General features: G+C 61.7%; 18 protein-coding genes. 3 read left to right on the forward strand and 15 right to left on the reverse strand.

The window, feature by feature from the left end:
- Positions 1-2: 2 nt before the first annotated feature.
- From ARCT_RS0123740 to ARCT_RS0123765, 6 genes are all read right to left on the reverse strand, one after another.
- On the reverse strand, positions 3-473 hold the full coding sequence (locus tag ARCT_RS0123740) for a GNAT family N-acetyltransferase (protein ID WP_027242327.1): 471 nt from the start codon (positions 471-473) through the stop codon (positions 3-5).
- The gene (locus tag ARCT_RS0123745) at positions 473-2,065 is read right to left on the reverse strand and encodes an ABC transporter ATP-binding protein (protein ID WP_027242328.1); all 1,593 of its coding nucleotides are present in this window, start codon (positions 2,063-2,065) and stop codon (positions 473-475) included. The genes ARCT_RS0123740 and ARCT_RS0123745 overlap by 1 nt, the downstream gene beginning before the upstream one ends.
- Positions 2,065-2,877, reverse strand: a complete 813-nt coding sequence (locus ARCT_RS0123750) for an ABC transporter permease (protein WP_027242329.1) — start codon at positions 2,875-2,877, stop codon at positions 2,065-2,067. Before ARCT_RS0123750 ends, ARCT_RS0123745 begins: the two co-directional genes overlap by 1 nt.
- Positions 2,874-3,821 carry an ABC transporter permease gene (locus ARCT_RS0123755; protein WP_027242330.1) on the reverse strand — a complete coding sequence of 316 codons (948 nt, stop codon included), beginning with the start codon at positions 3,819-3,821 and terminating at the stop codon, positions 2,874-2,876. The genes ARCT_RS0123750 and ARCT_RS0123755 overlap by 4 nt, the downstream gene beginning before the upstream one ends.
- Before the next feature lie 15 nt (positions 3,822-3,836).
- The gene (locus ARCT_RS0123760) at positions 3,837-4,244 is read right to left on the reverse strand and encodes a (R)-mandelonitrile lyase (RefSeq protein WP_205855547.1); all 408 of its coding nucleotides are present in this window, start codon (positions 4,242-4,244) and stop codon (positions 3,837-3,839) included.
- Between the two features lie 70 nt (positions 4,245-4,314).
- Positions 4,315-5,793 (reverse strand): ABC transporter substrate-binding protein, encoded by a 1,479-nt coding sequence (locus tag ARCT_RS0123765; RefSeq protein ID WP_027242332.1) that lies wholly within the window; start codon positions 5,791-5,793, stop codon positions 4,315-4,317.
- A 164-nt stretch (positions 5,794-5,957) separates the two neighbouring features.
- On the opposite strand from ARCT_RS0123765, the gene panB reads away from it, so the two are divergent.
- From panB to glpK, 3 genes are all read left to right on the forward strand, one after another.
- Positions 5,958-6,791, forward strand: coding sequence for a 3-methyl-2-oxobutanoate hydroxymethyltransferase (gene panB, locus ARCT_RS0123770; RefSeq protein ID WP_027242333.1), 834 nt, complete (start codon positions 5,958-5,960; stop codon positions 6,789-6,791).
- 8 nt (positions 6,792-6,799) lie between these two features.
- The gene (gene panC, locus ARCT_RS0123775) at positions 6,800-7,642 is read left to right on the forward strand and encodes a pantoate--beta-alanine ligase (RefSeq protein ID WP_027242334.1); all 843 of its coding nucleotides are present in this window, start codon (positions 6,800-6,802) and stop codon (positions 7,640-7,642) included.
- Between the two features lie 128 nt (positions 7,643-7,770).
- A complete protein-coding gene (gene glpK, locus ARCT_RS0123780; RefSeq protein ID WP_027242335.1) occupies positions 7,771-9,255 on the forward strand; it encodes a glycerol kinase GlpK in 1,485 nt (494 codons plus the stop codon).
- A 255-nt stretch (positions 9,256-9,510) separates the two neighbouring features.
- Here the strand turns inward: glpK and ARCT_RS0123785 are convergent, their stop codons facing one another.
- The 9 genes from ARCT_RS0123785 to ARCT_RS0123825 form a co-directional block, all read right to left on the reverse strand.
- Positions 9,511-10,770 carry a flavin-dependent oxidoreductase gene (locus ARCT_RS0123785; protein WP_027242336.1) on the reverse strand — a complete coding sequence of 420 codons (1,260 nt, stop codon included), beginning with the start codon at positions 10,768-10,770 and terminating at the stop codon, positions 9,511-9,513.
- A 114-nt stretch (positions 10,771-10,884) separates the two neighbouring features.
- Entirely contained in the window at positions 10,885-11,427 is a 543-nt protein-coding gene (gene idi, locus ARCT_RS0123790) for an isopentenyl-diphosphate Delta-isomerase (protein ID WP_027242337.1), read from the reverse strand.
- A 264-nt stretch (positions 11,428-11,691) separates the two neighbouring features.
- A complete protein-coding gene (locus ARCT_RS0123795; RefSeq protein ID WP_027242338.1) occupies positions 11,692-12,150 on the reverse strand; it encodes a c-type cytochrome in 459 nt (152 codons plus the stop codon).
- 88 nt (positions 12,151-12,238) lie between these two features.
- Complete coding sequence (locus ARCT_RS0123800) at positions 12,239-13,270, reverse strand: P1 family peptidase (RefSeq protein ID WP_027242339.1); 1,032 nt, start codon at positions 13,268-13,270, stop codon at positions 12,239-12,241.
- Positions 13,271-13,406: 136 nt separating this feature from the next.
- Positions 13,407-13,760, reverse strand: coding sequence for a cupin domain-containing protein (locus ARCT_RS0123805; RefSeq protein WP_027242340.1), 354 nt, complete (start codon positions 13,758-13,760; stop codon positions 13,407-13,409).
- Complete coding sequence (locus ARCT_RS0123810; RefSeq protein WP_027242341.1) at positions 13,757-14,503, reverse strand: SDR family oxidoreductase; 747 nt, start codon at positions 14,501-14,503, stop codon at positions 13,757-13,759. Before ARCT_RS0123810 ends, ARCT_RS0123805 begins: the two co-directional genes overlap by 4 nt.
- A gap of 68 nt (positions 14,504-14,571) precedes the next feature.
- Positions 14,572-14,991: an alternative ribosome rescue aminoacyl-tRNA hydrolase ArfB gene (arfB, locus tag ARCT_RS0123815; RefSeq protein ID WP_027242342.1), complete on the reverse strand. Its 420-nt coding sequence runs from the start codon at positions 14,989-14,991 to the stop codon at positions 14,572-14,574.
- Between the two features lie 207 nt (positions 14,992-15,198).
- The gene (locus ARCT_RS0123820; protein WP_027242343.1) at positions 15,199-15,822 is read right to left on the reverse strand and encodes a queuosine precursor transporter; all 624 of its coding nucleotides are present in this window, start codon (positions 15,820-15,822) and stop codon (positions 15,199-15,201) included.
- A 476-nt stretch (positions 15,823-16,298) separates the two neighbouring features.
- Entirely contained in the window at positions 16,299-17,237 is a 939-nt protein-coding gene (locus tag ARCT_RS0123825; RefSeq protein WP_240476369.1) for an esterase-like activity of phytase family protein, read from the reverse strand.
- Between the last annotated feature and the right edge of the window lie 2 nt (positions 17,238-17,239).

Below are 17,239 nucleotides of genomic sequence, written 5' to 3' on the forward strand. Positions count from 1 at the left end.
GGTTAGGCATTATTGGGTCCTGCAATATCAAATGTGTAGCTTTTGGTCTGATGGTCGGTGAAGGGAGCGCCGGTTTGCAGGGCGCTGAGGCCGGGTACCAGGCTGAGACAGGTGCCCCAAAAGGCAGCGGCCTGCGGTGATCGTTCAGAGATGCCCATGCGCCAACGTCCGGGAAACTCTTGCAGGATCAGGCTGGCGGCCTCTTGCCCGTAGCCCTGGCGGCGATACTGCGGCACAATCAAGAACTCTGACAGCTCGCGGCGATCATCCGGCAGGTTCAGCACCAGGGCAAAGCCAATGCGGGCTGACGCCTGATGCAGCCAAAAGGCGGTGACATCCCTGCGGTTCAGCATCTGCTCCGCCCGCTTGACCGGATCAATTGGCGCGCCGGGCGCCACCTCGTGGAAATAGGGCGCCAGTACCGAGGCAAGGATTGTTTGCTCTCGGGGCAGGATCAAAGACAGTGAGACCACTAGGCCACCCCCTGTGCAATGTCAGGCAGCTGCGGCGCCGCCGCGATCAATGCGCGGGTATAGGGATGTTTGGGGGCGGCAAAGATCTCTTCGGTCGGGGCGGCCTCGACAATTTCGCCTTTCTGCATCACCAGGCAGCGGTCGGTGATGGTGCGCACAACGCTCAGATCATGGCTGATGAACAGATAGCTGAGACCATAGGCCTCGCAAAGCTCTGCCAGCAGATCCAGGATTTGCGCGCGCACCGATACATCCAGCGCCGAGACCGCCTCGTCAAACAGGATCAGCTCGGGGCGGGTGATGAGCGCGCGGGCAATGGCGATGCGCTGGCGCTGGCCGCCGGAGAACTGGTGCACATATTTTTGGGCATCCTCCGGTTTCAACCCAACCGCGCGCAGGGTCTCGGCAATGAGATCGCTGCGGGCAGCCCCCCTGGGCGGATTGGCCAAGGTGTAAAAGGGTTCGGTGATCAAACGCTCGACCCGGTGGCGCGGATTAAAACTGCCAAAGGGATCCTGAAACACCACCTGCATACGGCGGCGGATTTCCGGGTTCTGCGTGGTGGTGATCGCCATTCCATCCAGGCTGATTTCACCGCCCTGAAGCGGCTCCAGCCCCAGAATGGCCCGCGTTAGGGTCGATTTTCCACAACCAGACTCGCCCACCAGCCCCAGTCGCTCCCCCCGGTAGAGGGTAAAGGAGACATCCTTGACGGCGCGAAAATGCCTGGGCTTTGCAAACAGGCTCTCGCGGGGCAGCGGATAGTCCCGTATAGCGCCCTTGATCTCGAGCAGCGGGCTTGGCGCGGGCGGCTCCGGCAGGGTCACCTGATGGTTGGAGGCGGCAAACAACATCTTGGTGTAGGGATGTTGCATATTGTGCAAAAGCGCCTGGGTAGAGCCTGTTTCCACCACCTCCCCATGGCGCATGACCACGATGCGATCGGCCAGATCGGCCACCACCGCCAGGTCATGGGTGATGATCATCAGCCCCATGTCGAATTCCCGCACCAGGTCGCGCAGCAGCTCGAGGATCTGCGCCTGGGTGGTGACATCCAGCGCCGTGGTGGGTTCATCGGCGATCAGCAGTTTTGGGCGCAGGGCGATGGCCATGGCGATGACGACGCGTTGCCGTTGCCCCCCCGACAGCTCATGTGGGAACCGGCCAAGCGGGAAGCGATCCGCCGGCAGGCCAACACGGTCCAGCAATTCACGGGCCCGGGCGCGGGCCTGATCGGGGGGCATTGCCTTGTGAATCAGGATGGTCTCCATCACCTGATCGCCAATGGTTTTAACCGGGTTCAGCGCCGTCATCGGTTCCTGAAACACCATGCCGATGCTGTGCCCCCGCAGCCCGCACATCTGGGTCTCGCTCTGGCTCAGCAGATCGACGCCTGACAGGGTGATCTGGCCCACGGTGGTGGCGGTATCAGGCAGCAATCCCATGACCGCAAAGGCAGTCATTGATTTACCGGAGCCGCTTTCACCGGTGATGGCGACAATTTCGCCGGCCTGCACCGACACAGAGACGTCTTTGAGGATCTCAAGCGAGCCGATCCGCAGCGAAAGATTGGAGATATCAAGCAGGGTCATCAGCGTGCCAGCCTCAGTTTGGGGTCAAGCCAGTCGCGCAGACCGTCTCCCATCAGGTTGAGTCCCAGCACGGTAATCACAATGGCAGAGCCGGGAATAAGGGCAAGATGGGGGGCAAAGCTCACCATGGTCTGGGCATCCGCCAGCATGCGGCCCCAGCTGGGGGTGGGCGGTTGCGCGCCAAGCCCGACATAGGACAGACCCGCCTCGGCCAGAATGCCAAGCGAGAACTGAATGGTGCCCTGGACAATCAGCAGGTTGGCGATATTGGGTAGGATATGTTCGCCCGATATGCGCGCCGCCCCCTTGCCCGCGACCCGCGCGGCCATGATGAATTCACGCTCCCACAGCGACAGGGCCGCGCCCCGGGTGATGCGGGCAAAGACGGGGATGTTGAATATGCCGATGGCGGCAATGGCATTGATGGCACCGGCGCCAAAAATGGCGGTGATCAGGATGGCAATCACCAAGGACGGGAAGGCAAACACCAGATCATTGGCCCGCATGATGATCTCATCCAGCCAGCTGCCCTTGTTGGCGGCGGCGGCGAGCCCCAGCGGCACCCCCAGCCCCATGCCGATGCCCACAGCCACCAGGGCCACGGCGATTGAGGTCCGCGCGCCGACCATGATCATCGAGAAGATGTCGCGACCAAAGTGATCGGTGCCCAGCCAATGGGTGCCATTGGGCTGTTGCAGCTTGGCGGGGATATCCATCGCCGCATGATCAAAGGGCGTCCAGATAAACGAGACCAAAGCCGCCAGCACGACAAGTGAGGAGAGCAGGCAGCCCAGGAAAAGATTGCGGCTCATGTGCGGCTCCTCAGACGGGGGTCGACCAGCGCATAGGCAAGATCGACCAGAAAGTTCACTGTGATCACCGCAAAGACCAGGATCATCACGACCGATTCCACCACGATCAGATCGCGAGATGAAATCGCCTGAAACACCAGCCGCCCCAGACCGGGCAGGAAGAACACCTGCTCGATAATGATGGCGCCGGCCAGCAGAAAGGAAAACTGCAGGCCAATGATGGTCAGCACCGGGATCATCGCATTGCGCAAGCCATGGCGCCACAAAGCCTGACGGCGGGTCAGCCCCTTGGCGCGGGCGGTGCGCATGAAATCCTCGCCCAGAATATCCAACAGGGAGGATCGCATGACGCGGGCCAAAATTGCCGCCTGCGGCAGCGCCAGGGCGATGGCGGGCAGTGTCAGTGAGTGGATGGCGGCACCAAAGCCTTTGTCCCAACCGGCAAAACCGCCAGCCCCAAACCAGCGCAGGTTGATGGCAAAGATCAGCACCAGGATCATGGCAAACCAGAAATTGGGCACCGCAACGCCCAGCTGGGTGGCCCCCATCACGGCCATGTCACCGGCCTTGCCGCGACGTGCGGCGGCGTAGATCCCGGCGGGAAAGGCGATCAGCGTCGACAGCGTCAGCGCATATAGCGCCAGCGGCAGAGAGACCCACAGACGATCCGAAATCATGCCAGCCACAGGGGTGCGATAGGTATAGGACATGCCAAAATCGCCGCTCAGCAAGCCGCCCACCCAGGTGAGGTAGCGTTGCAGTTTGCCCTGATCCAGCCCCAGTTCGGTACGCAGGGCCGCGACGGTTTCAGGCTCGGCATTGATGCCAAGCATAAAGGACGCCGGGTCTCCCGGCGCAATTTCAATGACGAAGAAGATGACAAGCGAGGCGACTGCGAGGCTGATCACCAGCGACATGCCGCGTTTCATAGCATAACGAATCATGGGTATTGGTCGCGCCTATTCGGGGTGGCGCAGATAATCTGCGTCCGTGACATGTTCCAGCCAGTCGGCGGCCGAGCCATCCTGTTCTTCCTGCAGGGCCAGATGCACCATGCCCGTTTCGGGCGCGGCGCCGTGCCAGTGTTCCACACCGGGCGGGATCCAGATGGTATCGCCGGGATGCATCTGACGCGGCGCGCCGTCGCGCACCCCAACCAGGCCCAGGCCGCTGATGATCTGCAAAGTCTGACCCAGGGGATGGGTATGCCAGGCGGTGCGCGCACCAGGGGCAAAGCTCACCCGCAGGGCATTGATCCGGGCGGGGGCAGGGGCACTGATAATCGGATCCATCCAGACCTCGCCGGTAAACCACTGTGCCGGGGCTTTGCGGCTGGGGCGACTGCCCGCCGGGTAAAGATCAATCATCGGTTTGGTCCTGAAATAAGAAAGCATGCCGGGCGCCACAGTTGCGGCACCCGGCAGGTGGTCTGGTGGCTTAGTCAGCCCAGCTGACGGCGGTCAGGTCGATGGCTTGGGTCGGCGCATTGGCCCAAAGCCCCTGCAGATCGGCCTTGGCCACGCTGAGCGAGGCCATCTGGAACAGGTATCCGTTCACATAGTCATTGGCGATGATTTCTTGGGCCTGTTGCAGCATCGCCATGCGCTGATCGGGATCGGTGGTGCCGTTCAGCGTGGTCATCAGCTCCTGGAACGCGGCATTGTCATACTGGAAATAATAGTCCGGACGGGCATAGATGCCGATGTCCATGGGCTCGGTATGGCTGACGATGGTCAGACCAAAATCCTTGCCGCGGAACACGGTTTCCAGCCACTGGGCCCATTCCACATTGATGATCTCGGCCTTGATCCCCACCTGGGCCAGCTGCGCGGCGATGATTTCGCCACCACGACGGGCATAAGAGGGCGGCGGCAGGTGCAGCGTGGTTTCAAAGCCATCCGGCAGGCCCGCTTCGGCGAGCAGCGCCTTGGCCTTCTCCGGATCATAGGCAGAGTTGCCGGTCAGATCTTTGTAGGCGGGATGATGCGGCGCAAAATGGGTGCCAATGGGGGTGCCATAGCCAAACATGGCGCCGTCGATGATTGCCTGACGGTCGATGGCATGGGCCAGCGCTTCGCGTACGCGCACATCATCAAAGGGCGCCTGCTTGTTGTTGGTCGACAGGATGGTTTCCCCCTCGGTCGAACCCACCAGGACCTGGAAACGCGGATCGGCCTCAAACTGGGGCAGATTTTCCGGCGCCGGGAAGCTTGCAAAGGCATCCACATCCTCGGCCATCACTGCAGCAAAGGCGGCGGTGGGGTCCGAGATGAACTTGAAAGTGGCGCTGTCGAGCACAGCAGGGGTGCCCCAGTAGTTGGCGTTCTTTTCCAAGGTGATGCTGTCACCCTGCACCCAGCCCGAGAATTTAAAGGCGCCGGTGCCAATGGGGGAGGTCTTGATGTCATCAATGCTTTCGGGGGCAACAATAACCGCGTCGCCCCAGGCAAGGTTGAACAGCATATTGCCGTTGGCTTTGCTCAGGGTGACTTTGACCGTGGCGGGGTCGATGACATCAACGCTGGCGATATCGGCAAACAGGGCCTTTTGCGCATTCGTGCTGTCCTCGGCGCGGGCGCGGTCCAGCGAGAATTTCACGTCCTCGGCATCCATTGTGGTGCCGTCATGGAAGGTGACACCCGCGTTCAGGTGAAAGGTGTAGCTCAGCCCGTCGGCAGAGATTTCCCAGCTTTCGGCCAGACCAGGCACCACAGAGCCATCGCCCATGAACCGGGTCAGCCCTTCAAAGACATTGGAGTACAGCACTTGATCAATCGCGCCGGCGGCGGCGCTGGTGGGGTCAAGATGTGGCGGTTCCAGTTGCAGCCCGATGGTGACGGAATCCTTGGCAAAGGCGGTGCCAGCCATGAGGGCCAGTGTTGAACTGGCGGCAAAAACGATTGATCTGAATGTCATTTCTCAATTCCCTAGTTGCGTCTGATCCCCTGTCGCCGGGGGCCTTGGAACTCAGGTTTCCCGTTTTCCGCCGGGTAATCAAGGGCTGCGAGACATTTCGCCCACTGGAAGCGCGTGGCGTAAGTTGCTAGGCGTGCGAAACCCGCACCAACCCAGGAAAAAACATGAGCGCGAACTCACAAACCTCCTCCATTACCGCGAGCGATATCCTTGCTCAGAAGGGAAAAACGCCGATTGTCAGCCTGACCGCCTATACCACGCCGATGGCGCAGATGATGGATCAACATTGTGACTTTGTTTTAGTCGGCGACAGCGTTGGCATGGTTCTGCACGGGCTTCCCTCGACGCTGGGCGTCACGATGGAGATGATGATTCTTCACGGCGCGGCGGTGGCGCGTGGCCTGTCGCATGCCATGTTGGTCATCGACATGCCCTTTGGCTCCTACGAAGAAAGCCCGGAGCAGGCCTTTTGCAATGCCGCCCGTCTGATGCGGGAAACCAATGCGGCTGCGGTCAAGCTGGAGGGCGGTGTCGAGATGGCCGCGACCATCCGGTTTCTGGTGGCGCGGGGCATTCCGGTGATGGCCCACGTGGGGCTGACGCCGCAGTCGATCAACACGCTTGGCGGCTATAAGGTGCAGGGGCGCGATGACGCGGGGGCCGCAGTGCTGGACGGGGCAAAAGCCGTGGCCGAAGCTGGCGCCTTTGCGGTGGTGCTGGAGAAAGTCCCCCAGAGCCTGGCAGATGAGATCACCGCCGCCGTTGCCATCCCCACCATTGGCATCGGAGCCTCGGCAGGCTGCGACGGTCAGGTTCTGGTGGTGGATGACATGTTGGGGCTGTTCACCGCTTTCAAGCCAAAGTTCGTCAAACGTTATGGCACGTTGGGTGTTGATGCCGAAGCCGCAATCGCCACCTATGCAGCCGAGGTGCGTGCCCGCGCCTTTCCTGCCGCCGAACATGTCTTTGCTGACCAGACAACACCTGCAAAAGGGTAACAGTTGCCATGACTGCTCCGATTATTCGCCAGCTCGCTGCGCTGCGGGCCAAACATAGTGACTGGATTCGCGCCGGTGAACGCGTTGCCGTGGTGCCCACCATGGGGGCGCTCCATCCGGGGCATCTGTCCCTGGTTGAGGCCGCCAAGGCCGCCTGCGACCGGGTTATCGTGACGATCTTTGTCAATCCCAAGCAATTCAACAACCCGGAAGATCTGGCCAATTATCCGCGCACGGAACATGAAGATGCCATCAAACTGGCCCCCTACGGGGTTGATGTGATCTATGTGCCGGACCCGGATCAGATCTACCCTGATGGCTTTGCCAGCACTGTCTCGGTGGCGGGCGTGGCCGATCAGATGGAGGGGGCCTGTCGCCCCGGCCATTTTGACGGGGTCGCCACGGTGGTTGCCAAGTTGTTTTTGCAAACCGGCGCGCATCAGGCGTTTTTTGGCGAAAAAGACTACCAGCAGCTTTTGGTTGTCCGGCGCATGGCACGGGATCTTGATATCCCAATCGAGGTGGTCGGCTGTCCAACCGTGCGCGAGGCTTCGGGCCTGGCGATGTCCTCGCGCAATATGCGGCTCTCGGCTGCGGCGGTGGCACAGGCCGGGGCGCTGCATCCGATCCTGACCAAACTGGCAACGCAGCTGGCCGCTGGTGGTGATTTTACACTCCTGGGCAAGGCGGCGGAGGCTGCGATCCTGGCGGCGGGCTTTGACAGGCTGGAATACCTGTCGCTGTGCTGCGCAGAAGATCTGAGCGCTCTGGACAGTGCCGACCGTCCGGCGCGGCTCTTTGTGGCGGCCTGGCTGGAAGATGTGCGGCTTATTGACAATGTCGCGGTCTAGGGCCCTGCCCCTGGGCGAGGTTGGGGCTCTTGGGCGGTTTTGCCAACTAAAGCTTTAGGAGGGACTGGCAGCGGTAACATCTTGCGGCTAAAGTCCCGCCTTGAGGAGATCCATCACAGGGGCGGGACATGAAATATATTCTGGCAATTGACCAGGGCACCACGTCAACACGGGCGGTTTTGTTTGACGGCGACATGCAGGCCGTGGGCACGGCGCAGCAGGAGTTTCCCCAGTATTTCCCCAAGGCGGGCTGGGTTGAACATGATCTGGATGAGATCTGGGACTCTGTCGTTGCAACCTGCCGTCAGGTGCTGAGGCAGACGGGGGTTGCGGCTGCGGATCTGGCAGGCATCGGCATTACCAACCAGCGCGAAACCACGGCGGTCTGGGAAAGGGCGACGGGTGCGCCAATCCACCGGGCCATCGTCTGGCAGGACCGCCGCACGGTTGAGATCTGCGAGGCTTTGCGCGTCGGCGGCCATGAGGATATGATCCGCCACAAGACCGGCCTGCTGCTGGATCCGTATTTTTCCGGTACCAAAGCCAGCTGGATCCTGGACCAGCAGCCAGAGGCGCGCAATCGTGCGGCGCGTGGGGAGCTGCTGTTTGGCACCATCGACAGCTTCTTGATCTGGCGCCTGACCGGCGGTGCGTCACATGTGACCGATGCCACCAATGCCTCGCGCACCATGCTGTATGACATTCGCGAAGGCGCCTGGAGCGAGGAGATCTGCGGCCTGCTGCAGGTGCCCATGGCGATGCTGCCAGAGGTGAAGGACTGCGCGGCAGATTTTGGCACCACTGTGCCAGAGATCCTGGGCGGGGCGGTGCCCATTCTGGGCGTTGCCGGGGATCAGCAGGCGGCGGGCATTGGCCAGGCCTGTTTTGCGCCGGGGATGATGAAATCCACCTATGGAACTGGGTGTTTTGCACTGCTGAACACGGGCGAGACCCCGGTTGTGTCACACAACCGCTTGCTGACCACCGTGGCCTATCAGCTGGACGGCAAGCCGACCTATGCGCTGGAGGGATCCATCTTTATTGCCGGCGCTGCAGTGCAGTGGCTGCGGGATGGATTGGGGTTGCTTGACGATGCCGCCCAGTCCGGCGCATTGGCTCGGCAGGCAGACCCCGAACAGGATGTGCTTTTGGTGCCCGCCTTTACCGGGCTGGGCGCGCCCTATTGGCAGCCCGAATGTCGCGGCGCGGTCTTTGGCCTGACGCGGGGCACTGGCCCGGCTGAAATGGCCCGCGCGGCCCTGCAAAGCGTGGCCTATCAGACGCGGGACCTGTGGGAGGCGATGCGGGCGGATTGGCCGGAGGACACCCATGTGACCCTGCGGGTCGATGGCGGCATGAGCGCCAGCGACTGGACGATGCAAAGCCTGTCGGACTTGCTGGGGGCCGCTGTGGACCGTCCCAAGATGCAGGAGACAACAGTCCTGGGCGCCGGCTGGCTGGCCGGCATGCAGGCCGGGATCTACCCGGATCAGGCCGGTTTTGCTGCGACCTGGGCGCTGGATCGCAAGTTCACGCCTCAGATGGCCCCAGAGCAGCGCGACGCCGCCTATGCCCGCTGGCAACGTGCGGTGCAGGCTGTCATTGGCGTTTAAGAAACCTGTTTGCTGCCCTGTACCGGCCCTACAACTTCCGGATCATCAAGGGGCAAGGGGGGGGGGCTCCCGCGCCCGCGGGTCATCGGCTGACGCCGAAAGACCCTGGCGGCCTTGGGCCCGGCGCCGCGCTGCCGCGCGGCGCGGTTGCGATACTTTGAACAGAAGCTGCAGAGCGCCCGCCGTGCGTGAGCATGGCGCCGGGCCCAACGGGAAGAGGGCCCAAAGGGCCTGATGACGGGCGGGAGCCCCCCGTTAGCGGATCAGCCGGGCGCCTGCTTTGATTGTTGCCGGGCGGGCATTCAGCGCCTCTATCGAAAAGCCGGCGATGGATTTGTAGCGCTCTGCATGGGCTGCTAGCTCGGTCCGTGGGATGACATCTTCGATGCTGGAAAAATCCCCACCGCAGAGGTCTTCGACCTGCTGCAACACCCCGTCGGGTCCCTTGCCGGCGCGGTTGGTCTGGCCGATGCCGGTTGCCAGAGGTCGCACCTCTGCCTCATAGGCGGCAAGCGCTTCTGAGCTGAGGCCATGGGACAGGAGATAGGCGCCGATGATCCGCGCATCAATGATCGCCTGGCTGGCACCGTTGGAGCCAACAGGATAGGTTGGATGCGCGGCGTCGCCCATCAAGGTCACGGCGCCAAAACTCCATTGTGGCAGCGGGTCGCGATCCACCATCGGGTATTCATAGACTACCTCGGCGCCGCGAATGAGGCCTGGCACATCAATCCAGTCAAACTGCCAGTCTTCGAACTCGGAAATGAAGTCATTGATATCGGCGGCGCGGTTCCAGTCCTCTTTCTTCCAGGGGGCGGAGGGATCAAAGCTTTTCTCCGCGATCCAGTTGAGGGTCGCCAGGCCCTCGGCATTGGGGCGTGAAATTGGATAGGCCACCATGCGCAGGCTGTCGTGGCCAATCATCGCCATGGAGGCCTCGCCCTTCCAGGGCGTGCCCTGGGTGGTGGCGCGCCACAGGATCCGGCCATTCCAGATCGGCGCGCCCTCATCCGGGTACATCTGCGCCCGCAGGGCCGAGTGGATACCGTCCGCCGCAACAACAAGAGACCCGCTTTGGCGGGCGCCATCCGCCAGCAGCAGATCTGCCCCGGCGGCGGTGTTTTCAAACCCCACGGCGCGCGCGCCGGTGGTGATACAGTCAGGACCTGCCCGCGCCACCAGCGCCTGGTACAGCATCATTTGCAAGGCGCCGCGATGGACCGAGTACTGCGGCCAGGCATAGCCGGCCTCAAGCCCGCGCGGTTCTTCCCAGATTGTCTTGCCGAGTTTGGAATAGAACCCCAACTGCCGGGTGCGGATGCCGATCTCTTCCAGGTCCGCCTCCAGTCCAAGATCAAACAACTCGCGTACGGCGTTGGGCTGCAGGTTGATACCAACCCCCATGGGGCGCAGTTCAGCAGCAGATTCGTAGATGTGAAACGGCACACCAATCTGATGCAGTGTCAGACCAAGGCTGAGCCCGGCGATGCCGCCACCGGCAATAAGAACGGACATGATATCTGTGCCTCCCAATATTTGACGGCACAGAACCATAGAGCCCGTCCAAAGGGCAAGGGGAAACAGGGCGGAGTACGGCCCTGTATCTGGGGCAAAATGGCGCGCTCGGGATCAGGTCTTGGAGGCGATGATCAGGTCGGGACCAAAGATGATATCGGCGTATTTGTGCAGATAGATCTTCAGCCAGGGGGTGAAACGTTCGGGGTGACGCTGCACCTCTGCCAACAGGTCATGATAGTCCATCCAGCGGGTTTCCATCACCTCATCGGGGTTGGCAACCGGTGCCAAGGGGCGATGGGCATGGGCGAGAAAGACATCCACGACCTCATGTTCGATCATCCCATGGCCCACATCTGCCCGGTATTCCAACTGATGGCGAAACTCAGGGTAAAGCCCTCTGATGCCCAGCTCTTCTTGCATCCGCCGTACCGCGCAGGCCGAGGAGCTCTCCTCCCACATGGGATGGGTACAGCAGGTATTGGCCCAGAGCCCAGGCGTGTGATATTTGCCCAGAGCACGGCGTTGCATCAGAATTTTGACACCCTTGACCACAAACACCGAGACAGCCTTGTGCTTTAGCCCCTGCTCATGCGCCAGGAGCTTCTCTACCGGTGTTAGTTCGCCGTTCACCCAGGCCGGGATCATATGGGGCATTCAGGATCCATAGTCAGTGTGCCGTCATCGCGCAGCCAGCAATGGCTAACGTGGGTCGCACAGCAAAGCAACTACGCGAAAGGCCGCGCCCCTGAGGTCACGGCCTTTGTTGCCCAAGTTTCAGGCAGTCGGGTTTCAGTCAGTCCCGTCTTTTACCGTTCTGCCAGAACAGGCCAGTCAGAACGGGCTGATAGATGCAGGCCGAAAGATACAGGCCGAAAGATACAGGCCGAAAGACGGGGGCCGAAAGATGCAGGCGTCAGGTTATTCGCTGGCCTCGGTTGCCGCGGCATCTTCGGCGGGCTCTTCGGCGACCGGGCTAAACTGTGCCAGGAAGGCATAGATGTCTTCGGCGCCTTTTTTCAGCTTGAACGTCATCTTTGACTTGGCCTTGCTGTCGCCCAGATGCTCGCGCAGGAACTCACGGGGGTCATGGGTATAGGCCGCAAAGCTCTCAAAATCCCAAACCAGGCCACCTTCGCCGGCGGCAACCAGATCCTTGCCGTATTTGAAGCCTTCGTAGGTGCCGGCGGTACGGCCCACAACACCCCAAAGATTCGGGCCGGTTTTGCCACCCTTGACGATGTTCTCGCCAGTGTCAGAGACAATAGAGTGGCAGGATTTGCATCTGTTAAAGGCCTTTTCGCCTTTTGCTGCATCGCCATCGGCGAAGGCGGGGGCGGCCAGGAGGCCCAAAAGGGCTGCGGTCAGGACAGGTTTCATATGCTTGCTCCGTTTAATGAGTTGGCTTGGGTCGAATACGGCGCTTGTTGGCTCTGAGTGTCAACGGGAGAATCTGCCGCATGGGTTTTCAGGTTTGGGTCGCGCTCCAGCAGGGCAGGAGATCATTTTCCTCTGCTGTGGCGCAAAAGACCGCCCGTGCAATTGCCCGGCTGAGACAGAGCGCGGCGGCATGGCCGATCTGGCCCAGCTCGGCCTCAGCAGACGCGAGGGTCCGGCTGCCGGTGCTGGCGGCAAAGACCAGGTCGCCATCGCCCGGCGCATGGGCCGGAACGGTGGCGCGGCCAATGCCGTCATGGGCCGCGGTGGCCATGCGCTGGCATTCGGCCTTGGTCAGGGCGGCATCGGTGGCGACAATGGCAATGGTGGTATTGCCGCGCTCCGAGGGCAGATCCTCGCCGCCGGCAAGGGCGCGCATGGCGTGCATTTTGCGACTGTCGAGATGGCGACCCAGGCCCGCCGCTGTGTCGGGGCCAATGCCGCCAAATTCGCCATCGACCTCAAAGGGCGCGGCCCAGAAGTGGCGATCCCCGGGGGTGGTGACGCTGCCCATGGGGTTGGCGGCGACCAGGGCGCCCACAGTAACGCCGCTGTCCAGCACAAAAGAGGCAGAGCCCAGCCCGCCCTTTACCATCGCGGTCAGGGCTCCGGTGCCAGCCCCAAAGGTGCCAAGGGAGAAATCGCTTGAGGCATCCTCGAAAGCGGCGCGGCCCAGGGCGCGGTAGGGATTCTCCTGCCAGTCCTTGTTGCCGCCATTCAGCAGATCAAACAGGATGGCACCGGGCACCAGCGGAATGATCGCAGGCCCCAAGGCAAAGCCACGCCCCTGGGCGCGCAGCCCGTCCACCACGCCGGAACAGGCATCCAGCCCATAGGCCGACCCGCCCGAGAGCACCAGCGCGTCGATCTTGGCCACGGATTTATCCGGCGCCAGCAGATCTGTCTCGCGGGTGCCCGGCGCCCCCCCCATGACATGGACCGAGGCGGTCAGTGGCTCGTGGCCAAGCAAAACCGTGCTGCCGGATTTCAGCGCCGCATCACTTGCATTGCCGACCATGAGGCCGGGCACATCGGTGATCAGGTTTTTGGGGCCAGGTTTCATGAGCGGTGGGACCATCTGATGATCTCCTGTTCCAAGGTAAGCGGCGGGGCAGAATTGCCCCTCCCTTCTAGATGTGATTCAGGTTGGGTCTTTGATCCGGCGCAAACAAGCTGCGCCGAAACCCAATGTTCTGTTGCTAGATCCGGTTCTTGGCGGCCGCAGTACTGGGATCGCCCGAGTTTGGCTCCCCCTTTGGCTCGATCAGCAGAACCTTGCATTCGGCCTCGGCCCGGGGGCGGTGGGTGACACCTTTGGGCACCACAAACAGCTCGCCGGCCTTGACCACATGCGCGGCTGCGCCTTCGATTTCCATCACCATTTCGCCCTCTAACACCAGGAAGAAGTCATCGGTGTTGTCGTGCAGATGAAACGGAAAGGCGCCCTGGAATTTGACCACCATGATCTCGTTGTCATTGTAGTCGGCCACAACTTTGGGATCCCAATGGGTGTCAAAAAGCGCCAGTTTTTCGGCCAGATTGATGGTCTTCATATGCAGCGCCCACCGTCAACTTCCATGGCCACGCCTGTCACCATGCTGGCCTCGTCAGAGCACAGATAGCAGGCGGCATTGCCCATGTCCTCGGGGGTGGAAAAGCGGCCAATTGGGATGGTGGAGAGGAATTTGGCGCGCACTTCCGGCGTGTCTTCACCCATAAAGGACTGCAACAAAGGTGTCTCGCCGGCCACCGGGTTGATGGCATTGACGCGAATGCCCTTGGGGGCCAGTTCAATTGCCATGGTTTTGGTCGCGGTGATCATCCAGCCCTTGGAGGCATTGTACCAATTCAGGTTCGCGCGGGGGGAGACCCCGGCGGTGGAGGCGACGTTGAGGATGGCGCCGCTGGCATTTGCCTTCATATGCGGCACCAGAGCACGGGCGGTCAGATAGACCGATTTCATATTCACATTGAACACCCGGTCAAAATCTTCCTCGCTCACCTCGTCCAGCGGTGTGGGCAAATGGGTGATCCCGGCGTTGTTGATCAAAATATCGACCTTGCCAAAGGCGGCAATCGCGGCCGCGGCCATGGCATTTACAGAGGCCGCATTGGCAACGTCGACCTGCTGGGCAAGCGCTGCGTCACCGCGTTCGGCGGCCAGCGCCAAGGCGCCTTCGCCATTTATGTCAGCGATCATCACCCGGGCACCTTCGGCCAGGAATTTATCAACGATGCCAAGGCCAAAGCCAGAAGCGCCGCCAGTTACAATGGCGCATTTTCCTGCAAGCCGCATAGTATTCTCCCTTCAAATCCATTTGCTGCAAACATGGCCAAGGTGACGGCCGGGTGCAATCGCTAGGATCACTCAGGAGTGATTTTTCCGCGTGTTGATTTGACCGCGCTGCGCTGTTTCTTGCTGTCAAGCCGCCGTTTCACCGAACCACGCGTTGGTTTGGTCGCTATACGACGTTTTGGCGCCACCAGGGCCTTGAGGATGAGCTCGGCCAGGCGGTCGCGCACCAACTCGCGGTTGCGCAGTTGCGAGCGGGTCTCGTCGCATTGCAGCAGAATCGCGCCCTCTTTGGTCCAGCGCCGACCCGCCAACCGTTTGAGCCGGGATTTCACCGCCGGAGTGAGCGCAGGGCTGCGGGCGGCCTCGAACCGCAGTTCGACTGCGGTGGCCACCTTGTTGACGTTCTGCCCGCCAGGCCCCGAGGCTCGCATGAAGCTCTCGGAGAGTTCCCAGTCCTGCAGCGCTATATCATCTGTGATATGCAGCATGGGGCGGATGTAGCGCGGTTGGCGCAAATGGAAAAGACCGCAGTCCCGGGGACCACGGCCTTTTGCCGAGACTGTTGTATTGGCGTGGGGCTCGCTTTGTCCCATGCCGACGCCCGTGCCCATGCCCGTGCCGACGCCCGTGCCCATGCCCGTGCTCATGCCGACGCCCTGGCCCAGTCCCGCGCTCTGGCCGGCGCTCAGGCGGTTTTAGATGGGCTTGGCTGTCAGGTGGCTGACAATCATGCGGAAGGGCAGCAGCGCCAGCAGTGCCAGCGCGAGTTTCACCATCCAGTCGGCCACCGCCAAGGAGGCCCAGAGCGGCGCCAGGGGGCCAATGCCCAGCAGTGGCAGCATTTCACTGGCCCAGGAGACGTCATTGCCGGGGTCGATCCAGGTCAGCGCTCCGGAAAAGGCGATGGAAAAGAACAGCGCCGTATCCACCGAAGAACCGACGAGGGTCGAGGCCAGCGGTGCGCGCCACCATTTGCCGCTTCGCAGGGCGGCAAAGATCGACACGTCGAGCAGCTGTGCGGTGAGGAAGGCAAGGCCAGAGCCAAGCGCGATGCGCAGGGTCACAAGCGGGCCAAATTCGCCCATGATCTGGGTGCCGATGAGCGAGCAGATAACCCCCACCACAAAGCCGGCAAAGACCACACGACGGGCAGGCCCGGTGCCATAGACGCGGTTCGTCACATCGGTGATGAGGAAGGCAACTGGATAGGTAAAGGCGCCCCAGGTCAGCCATTGGCCAAACAGGAATTGCACCAGGATATTGGAGGCCACCACAACGGCGGCCATGGCAAGAATGCCTGGGAGATGAGACCGGTTCATTTTTCAGTTCCGTTTTTTATACAAGGTCGCGGCGACTTGTTCCGCAGCCTGTGCGGAAGACGCGCTCATTTAGCTTTGCTGCGCCCTGTTGGCAAGTGTTTTGACACGCCGGAGACCCTGCAGGGTCAGAGAAGGGGGGGCTCCCGCCCGGATCCCCACATTCTGTGAATGTGCCTCTCCCGTTGGGCCCGGCAGCGCGCTGTCGCGCGCTGCGGTTGCGGCTGGGAAAGCCATGTGTGTCATTGCACCGCTGGTTCAATCCGTGAAGATTGCGGGTGCAAATGCAGCTTGTGCAGGTTGGCGTCCCTCTGTGCGCTTGCGTTCCGAACTGCAGCAATCAAAAGGCTTGTGCACGATCTTTCCAGGCGCTTCAAAATCCTTCAGGCTATTCTCCGGCGAGACTAAAGAGGGGTAATCCCACCGGGCCTCCACCGGGCCTCCTGTGTTGTCGTGGCAGGGGTTTCTGGCGGCTCCGGCTATTGCGGAAGAATATATTCTACCAGTTCGGTGCGTTGCAGGGCTTTGAAGTTGTCGTCCGACACCATGGTGGCGCGCAACCGGCCTTTGGCGTCGCGCCAGACCGACAGGCCTTCGAGGTTGTCATGCACGCCGGTGCTGCTTTCCAGCAGGGTGACCTCGTTTATCGCGCCTTGCTTGGTGATATCCCAGCGGCGCAACCGGCTGCGAAAGCCGATAAAGACAAAACTGCGTTCCAGCAGGTAGAAGCGGCCATCGGGGCCAAAATCGGCGCCAACCGGCAAAAAGCCCCCCCGAGGTGGCAGGGTGAAGGGCTGGCTCCATTGGCTGCCATTCCAGCGCCAGACCGGGATCTCTCCGGCGGCATTCAGCGCGTTTTCCGGCAGGGTGTACAACCGCCCCTGGGGATCAATGGCCAGGGCCTCGAGTGATTTGTTCAGCGGTAAGCCGCGAAACTCATTGGGGCGGGGCAGGACCCGCGCGCGGCTGGCCTCGGTCTGGTGATGCACCACGCGCGCCAGGCCTTCAAAGGAGATAAACAGCGAGCCATCCGGCGCCTGTGCGAGCCCCTCGCTGTCCATGATCCGACCCAGGAGCTGTCGCCCCTTGGAGGTCCGCAGGTGCTGGGCGCTGCGCAGGGAAATATCTGCGATCTCACCATCCTGCCGATGGATATCAGCTCGAACCACATGGGCGCGGTCACTGAGAACAACCATCTGAGACCCATCTGCCGAAAGCTCAATACCGGAGAAGCCGCCAAACCAATCTGGGCTGGCCCGCCAGGTATAGCTGCCTGCCAGCTGGGCCGTGTCCTCATGCCGGTCCAGCCGGGCCGCCGCAAAGGCCGCCGCCGTCGCCATGAGGCCAAAGGCCAGCACCAGGCCTCCGGCCCAATGTTTTTTGGCCCAGTGTTTTCTGGCCGGTTGTCTAGGGCGCATGA

This window comes from Pseudophaeobacter arcticus DSM 23566 (assembly GCF_000473205.1).
Lineage (GTDB): Bacteria > Pseudomonadota > Alphaproteobacteria > Rhodobacterales > Rhodobacteraceae > Pseudophaeobacter > Pseudophaeobacter arcticus.

Bases quoted from the DNA above. Each gene is read 5' to 3' on its own strand.
- ARCT_RS0123745 (WP_027242328.1), bottom strand. From the start codon at position 2,065: ATGACCCTGCTTGATATCTCCAATCTTTCGCTGCGGATCGGCTCGCTT.
- ARCT_RS0123750 (WP_027242329.1), bottom strand. From the start codon at position 2,877: ATGAGCCGCAATCTTTTCCTGGGCTGCCTGCTCTCCTCACTTGTCGTG.
- ARCT_RS0123755 (WP_027242330.1), bottom strand. From the start codon at position 3,821: ATGATTCGTTATGCTATGAAACGCGGCATGTCGCTGGTGATCAGCCTC.
- ARCT_RS0123760 (WP_205855547.1), bottom strand. From the start codon at position 4,244: ATGATTGATCTTTACCCGGCGGGCAGTCGCCCCAGCCGCAAAGCCCCG.
- ARCT_RS0123765 (WP_027242332.1), bottom strand. From the start codon at position 5,793: ATGACATTCAGATCAATCGTTTTTGCCGCCAGTTCAACACTGGCCCTC.
- panB (WP_027242333.1), top strand. From the start codon at position 5,958: ATGAGCGCGAACTCACAAACCTCCTCCATTACCGCGAGCGATATCCTT.
- panC (WP_027242334.1), top strand. From the start codon at position 6,800: ATGACTGCTCCGATTATTCGCCAGCTCGCTGCGCTGCGGGCCAAACAT.
- glpK (WP_027242335.1), top strand. From the start codon at position 7,771: ATGAAATATATTCTGGCAATTGACCAGGGCACCACGTCAACACGGGCG.
- ARCT_RS0123785 (WP_027242336.1), bottom strand. From the start codon at position 10,770: ATGTCCGTTCTTATTGCCGGTGGCGGCATCGCCGGGCTCAGCCTTGGT.
- idi (WP_027242337.1), bottom strand. From the start codon at position 11,427: ATGCCCCATATGATCCCGGCCTGGGTGAACGGCGAACTAACACCGGTA.
- ARCT_RS0123795 (WP_027242338.1), bottom strand. From the start codon at position 12,150: ATGAAACCTGTCCTGACCGCAGCCCTTTTGGGCCTCCTGGCCGCCCCC.
- ARCT_RS0123800 (WP_027242339.1), bottom strand. From the start codon at position 13,270: ATGAAACCTGGCCCCAAAAACCTGATCACCGATGTGCCCGGCCTCATG.
- ARCT_RS0123805 (WP_027242340.1), bottom strand. From the start codon at position 13,760: ATGAAGACCATCAATCTGGCCGAAAAACTGGCGCTTTTTGACACCCAT.
- ARCT_RS0123810 (WP_027242341.1), bottom strand. From the start codon at position 14,503: ATGCGGCTTGCAGGAAAATGCGCCATTGTAACTGGCGGCGCTTCTGGC.
- arfB (WP_027242342.1), bottom strand. From the start codon at position 14,991: ATGCTGCATATCACAGATGATATAGCGCTGCAGGACTGGGAACTCTCC.
- ARCT_RS0123820 (WP_027242343.1), bottom strand. From the start codon at position 15,822: ATGAACCGGTCTCATCTCCCAGGCATTCTTGCCATGGCCGCCGTTGTG.
- ARCT_RS0123825 (WP_240476369.1), bottom strand. From the start codon at position 17,237: ATGCGCCCTAGACAACCGGCCAGAAAACACTGGGCCAAAAAACATTGG.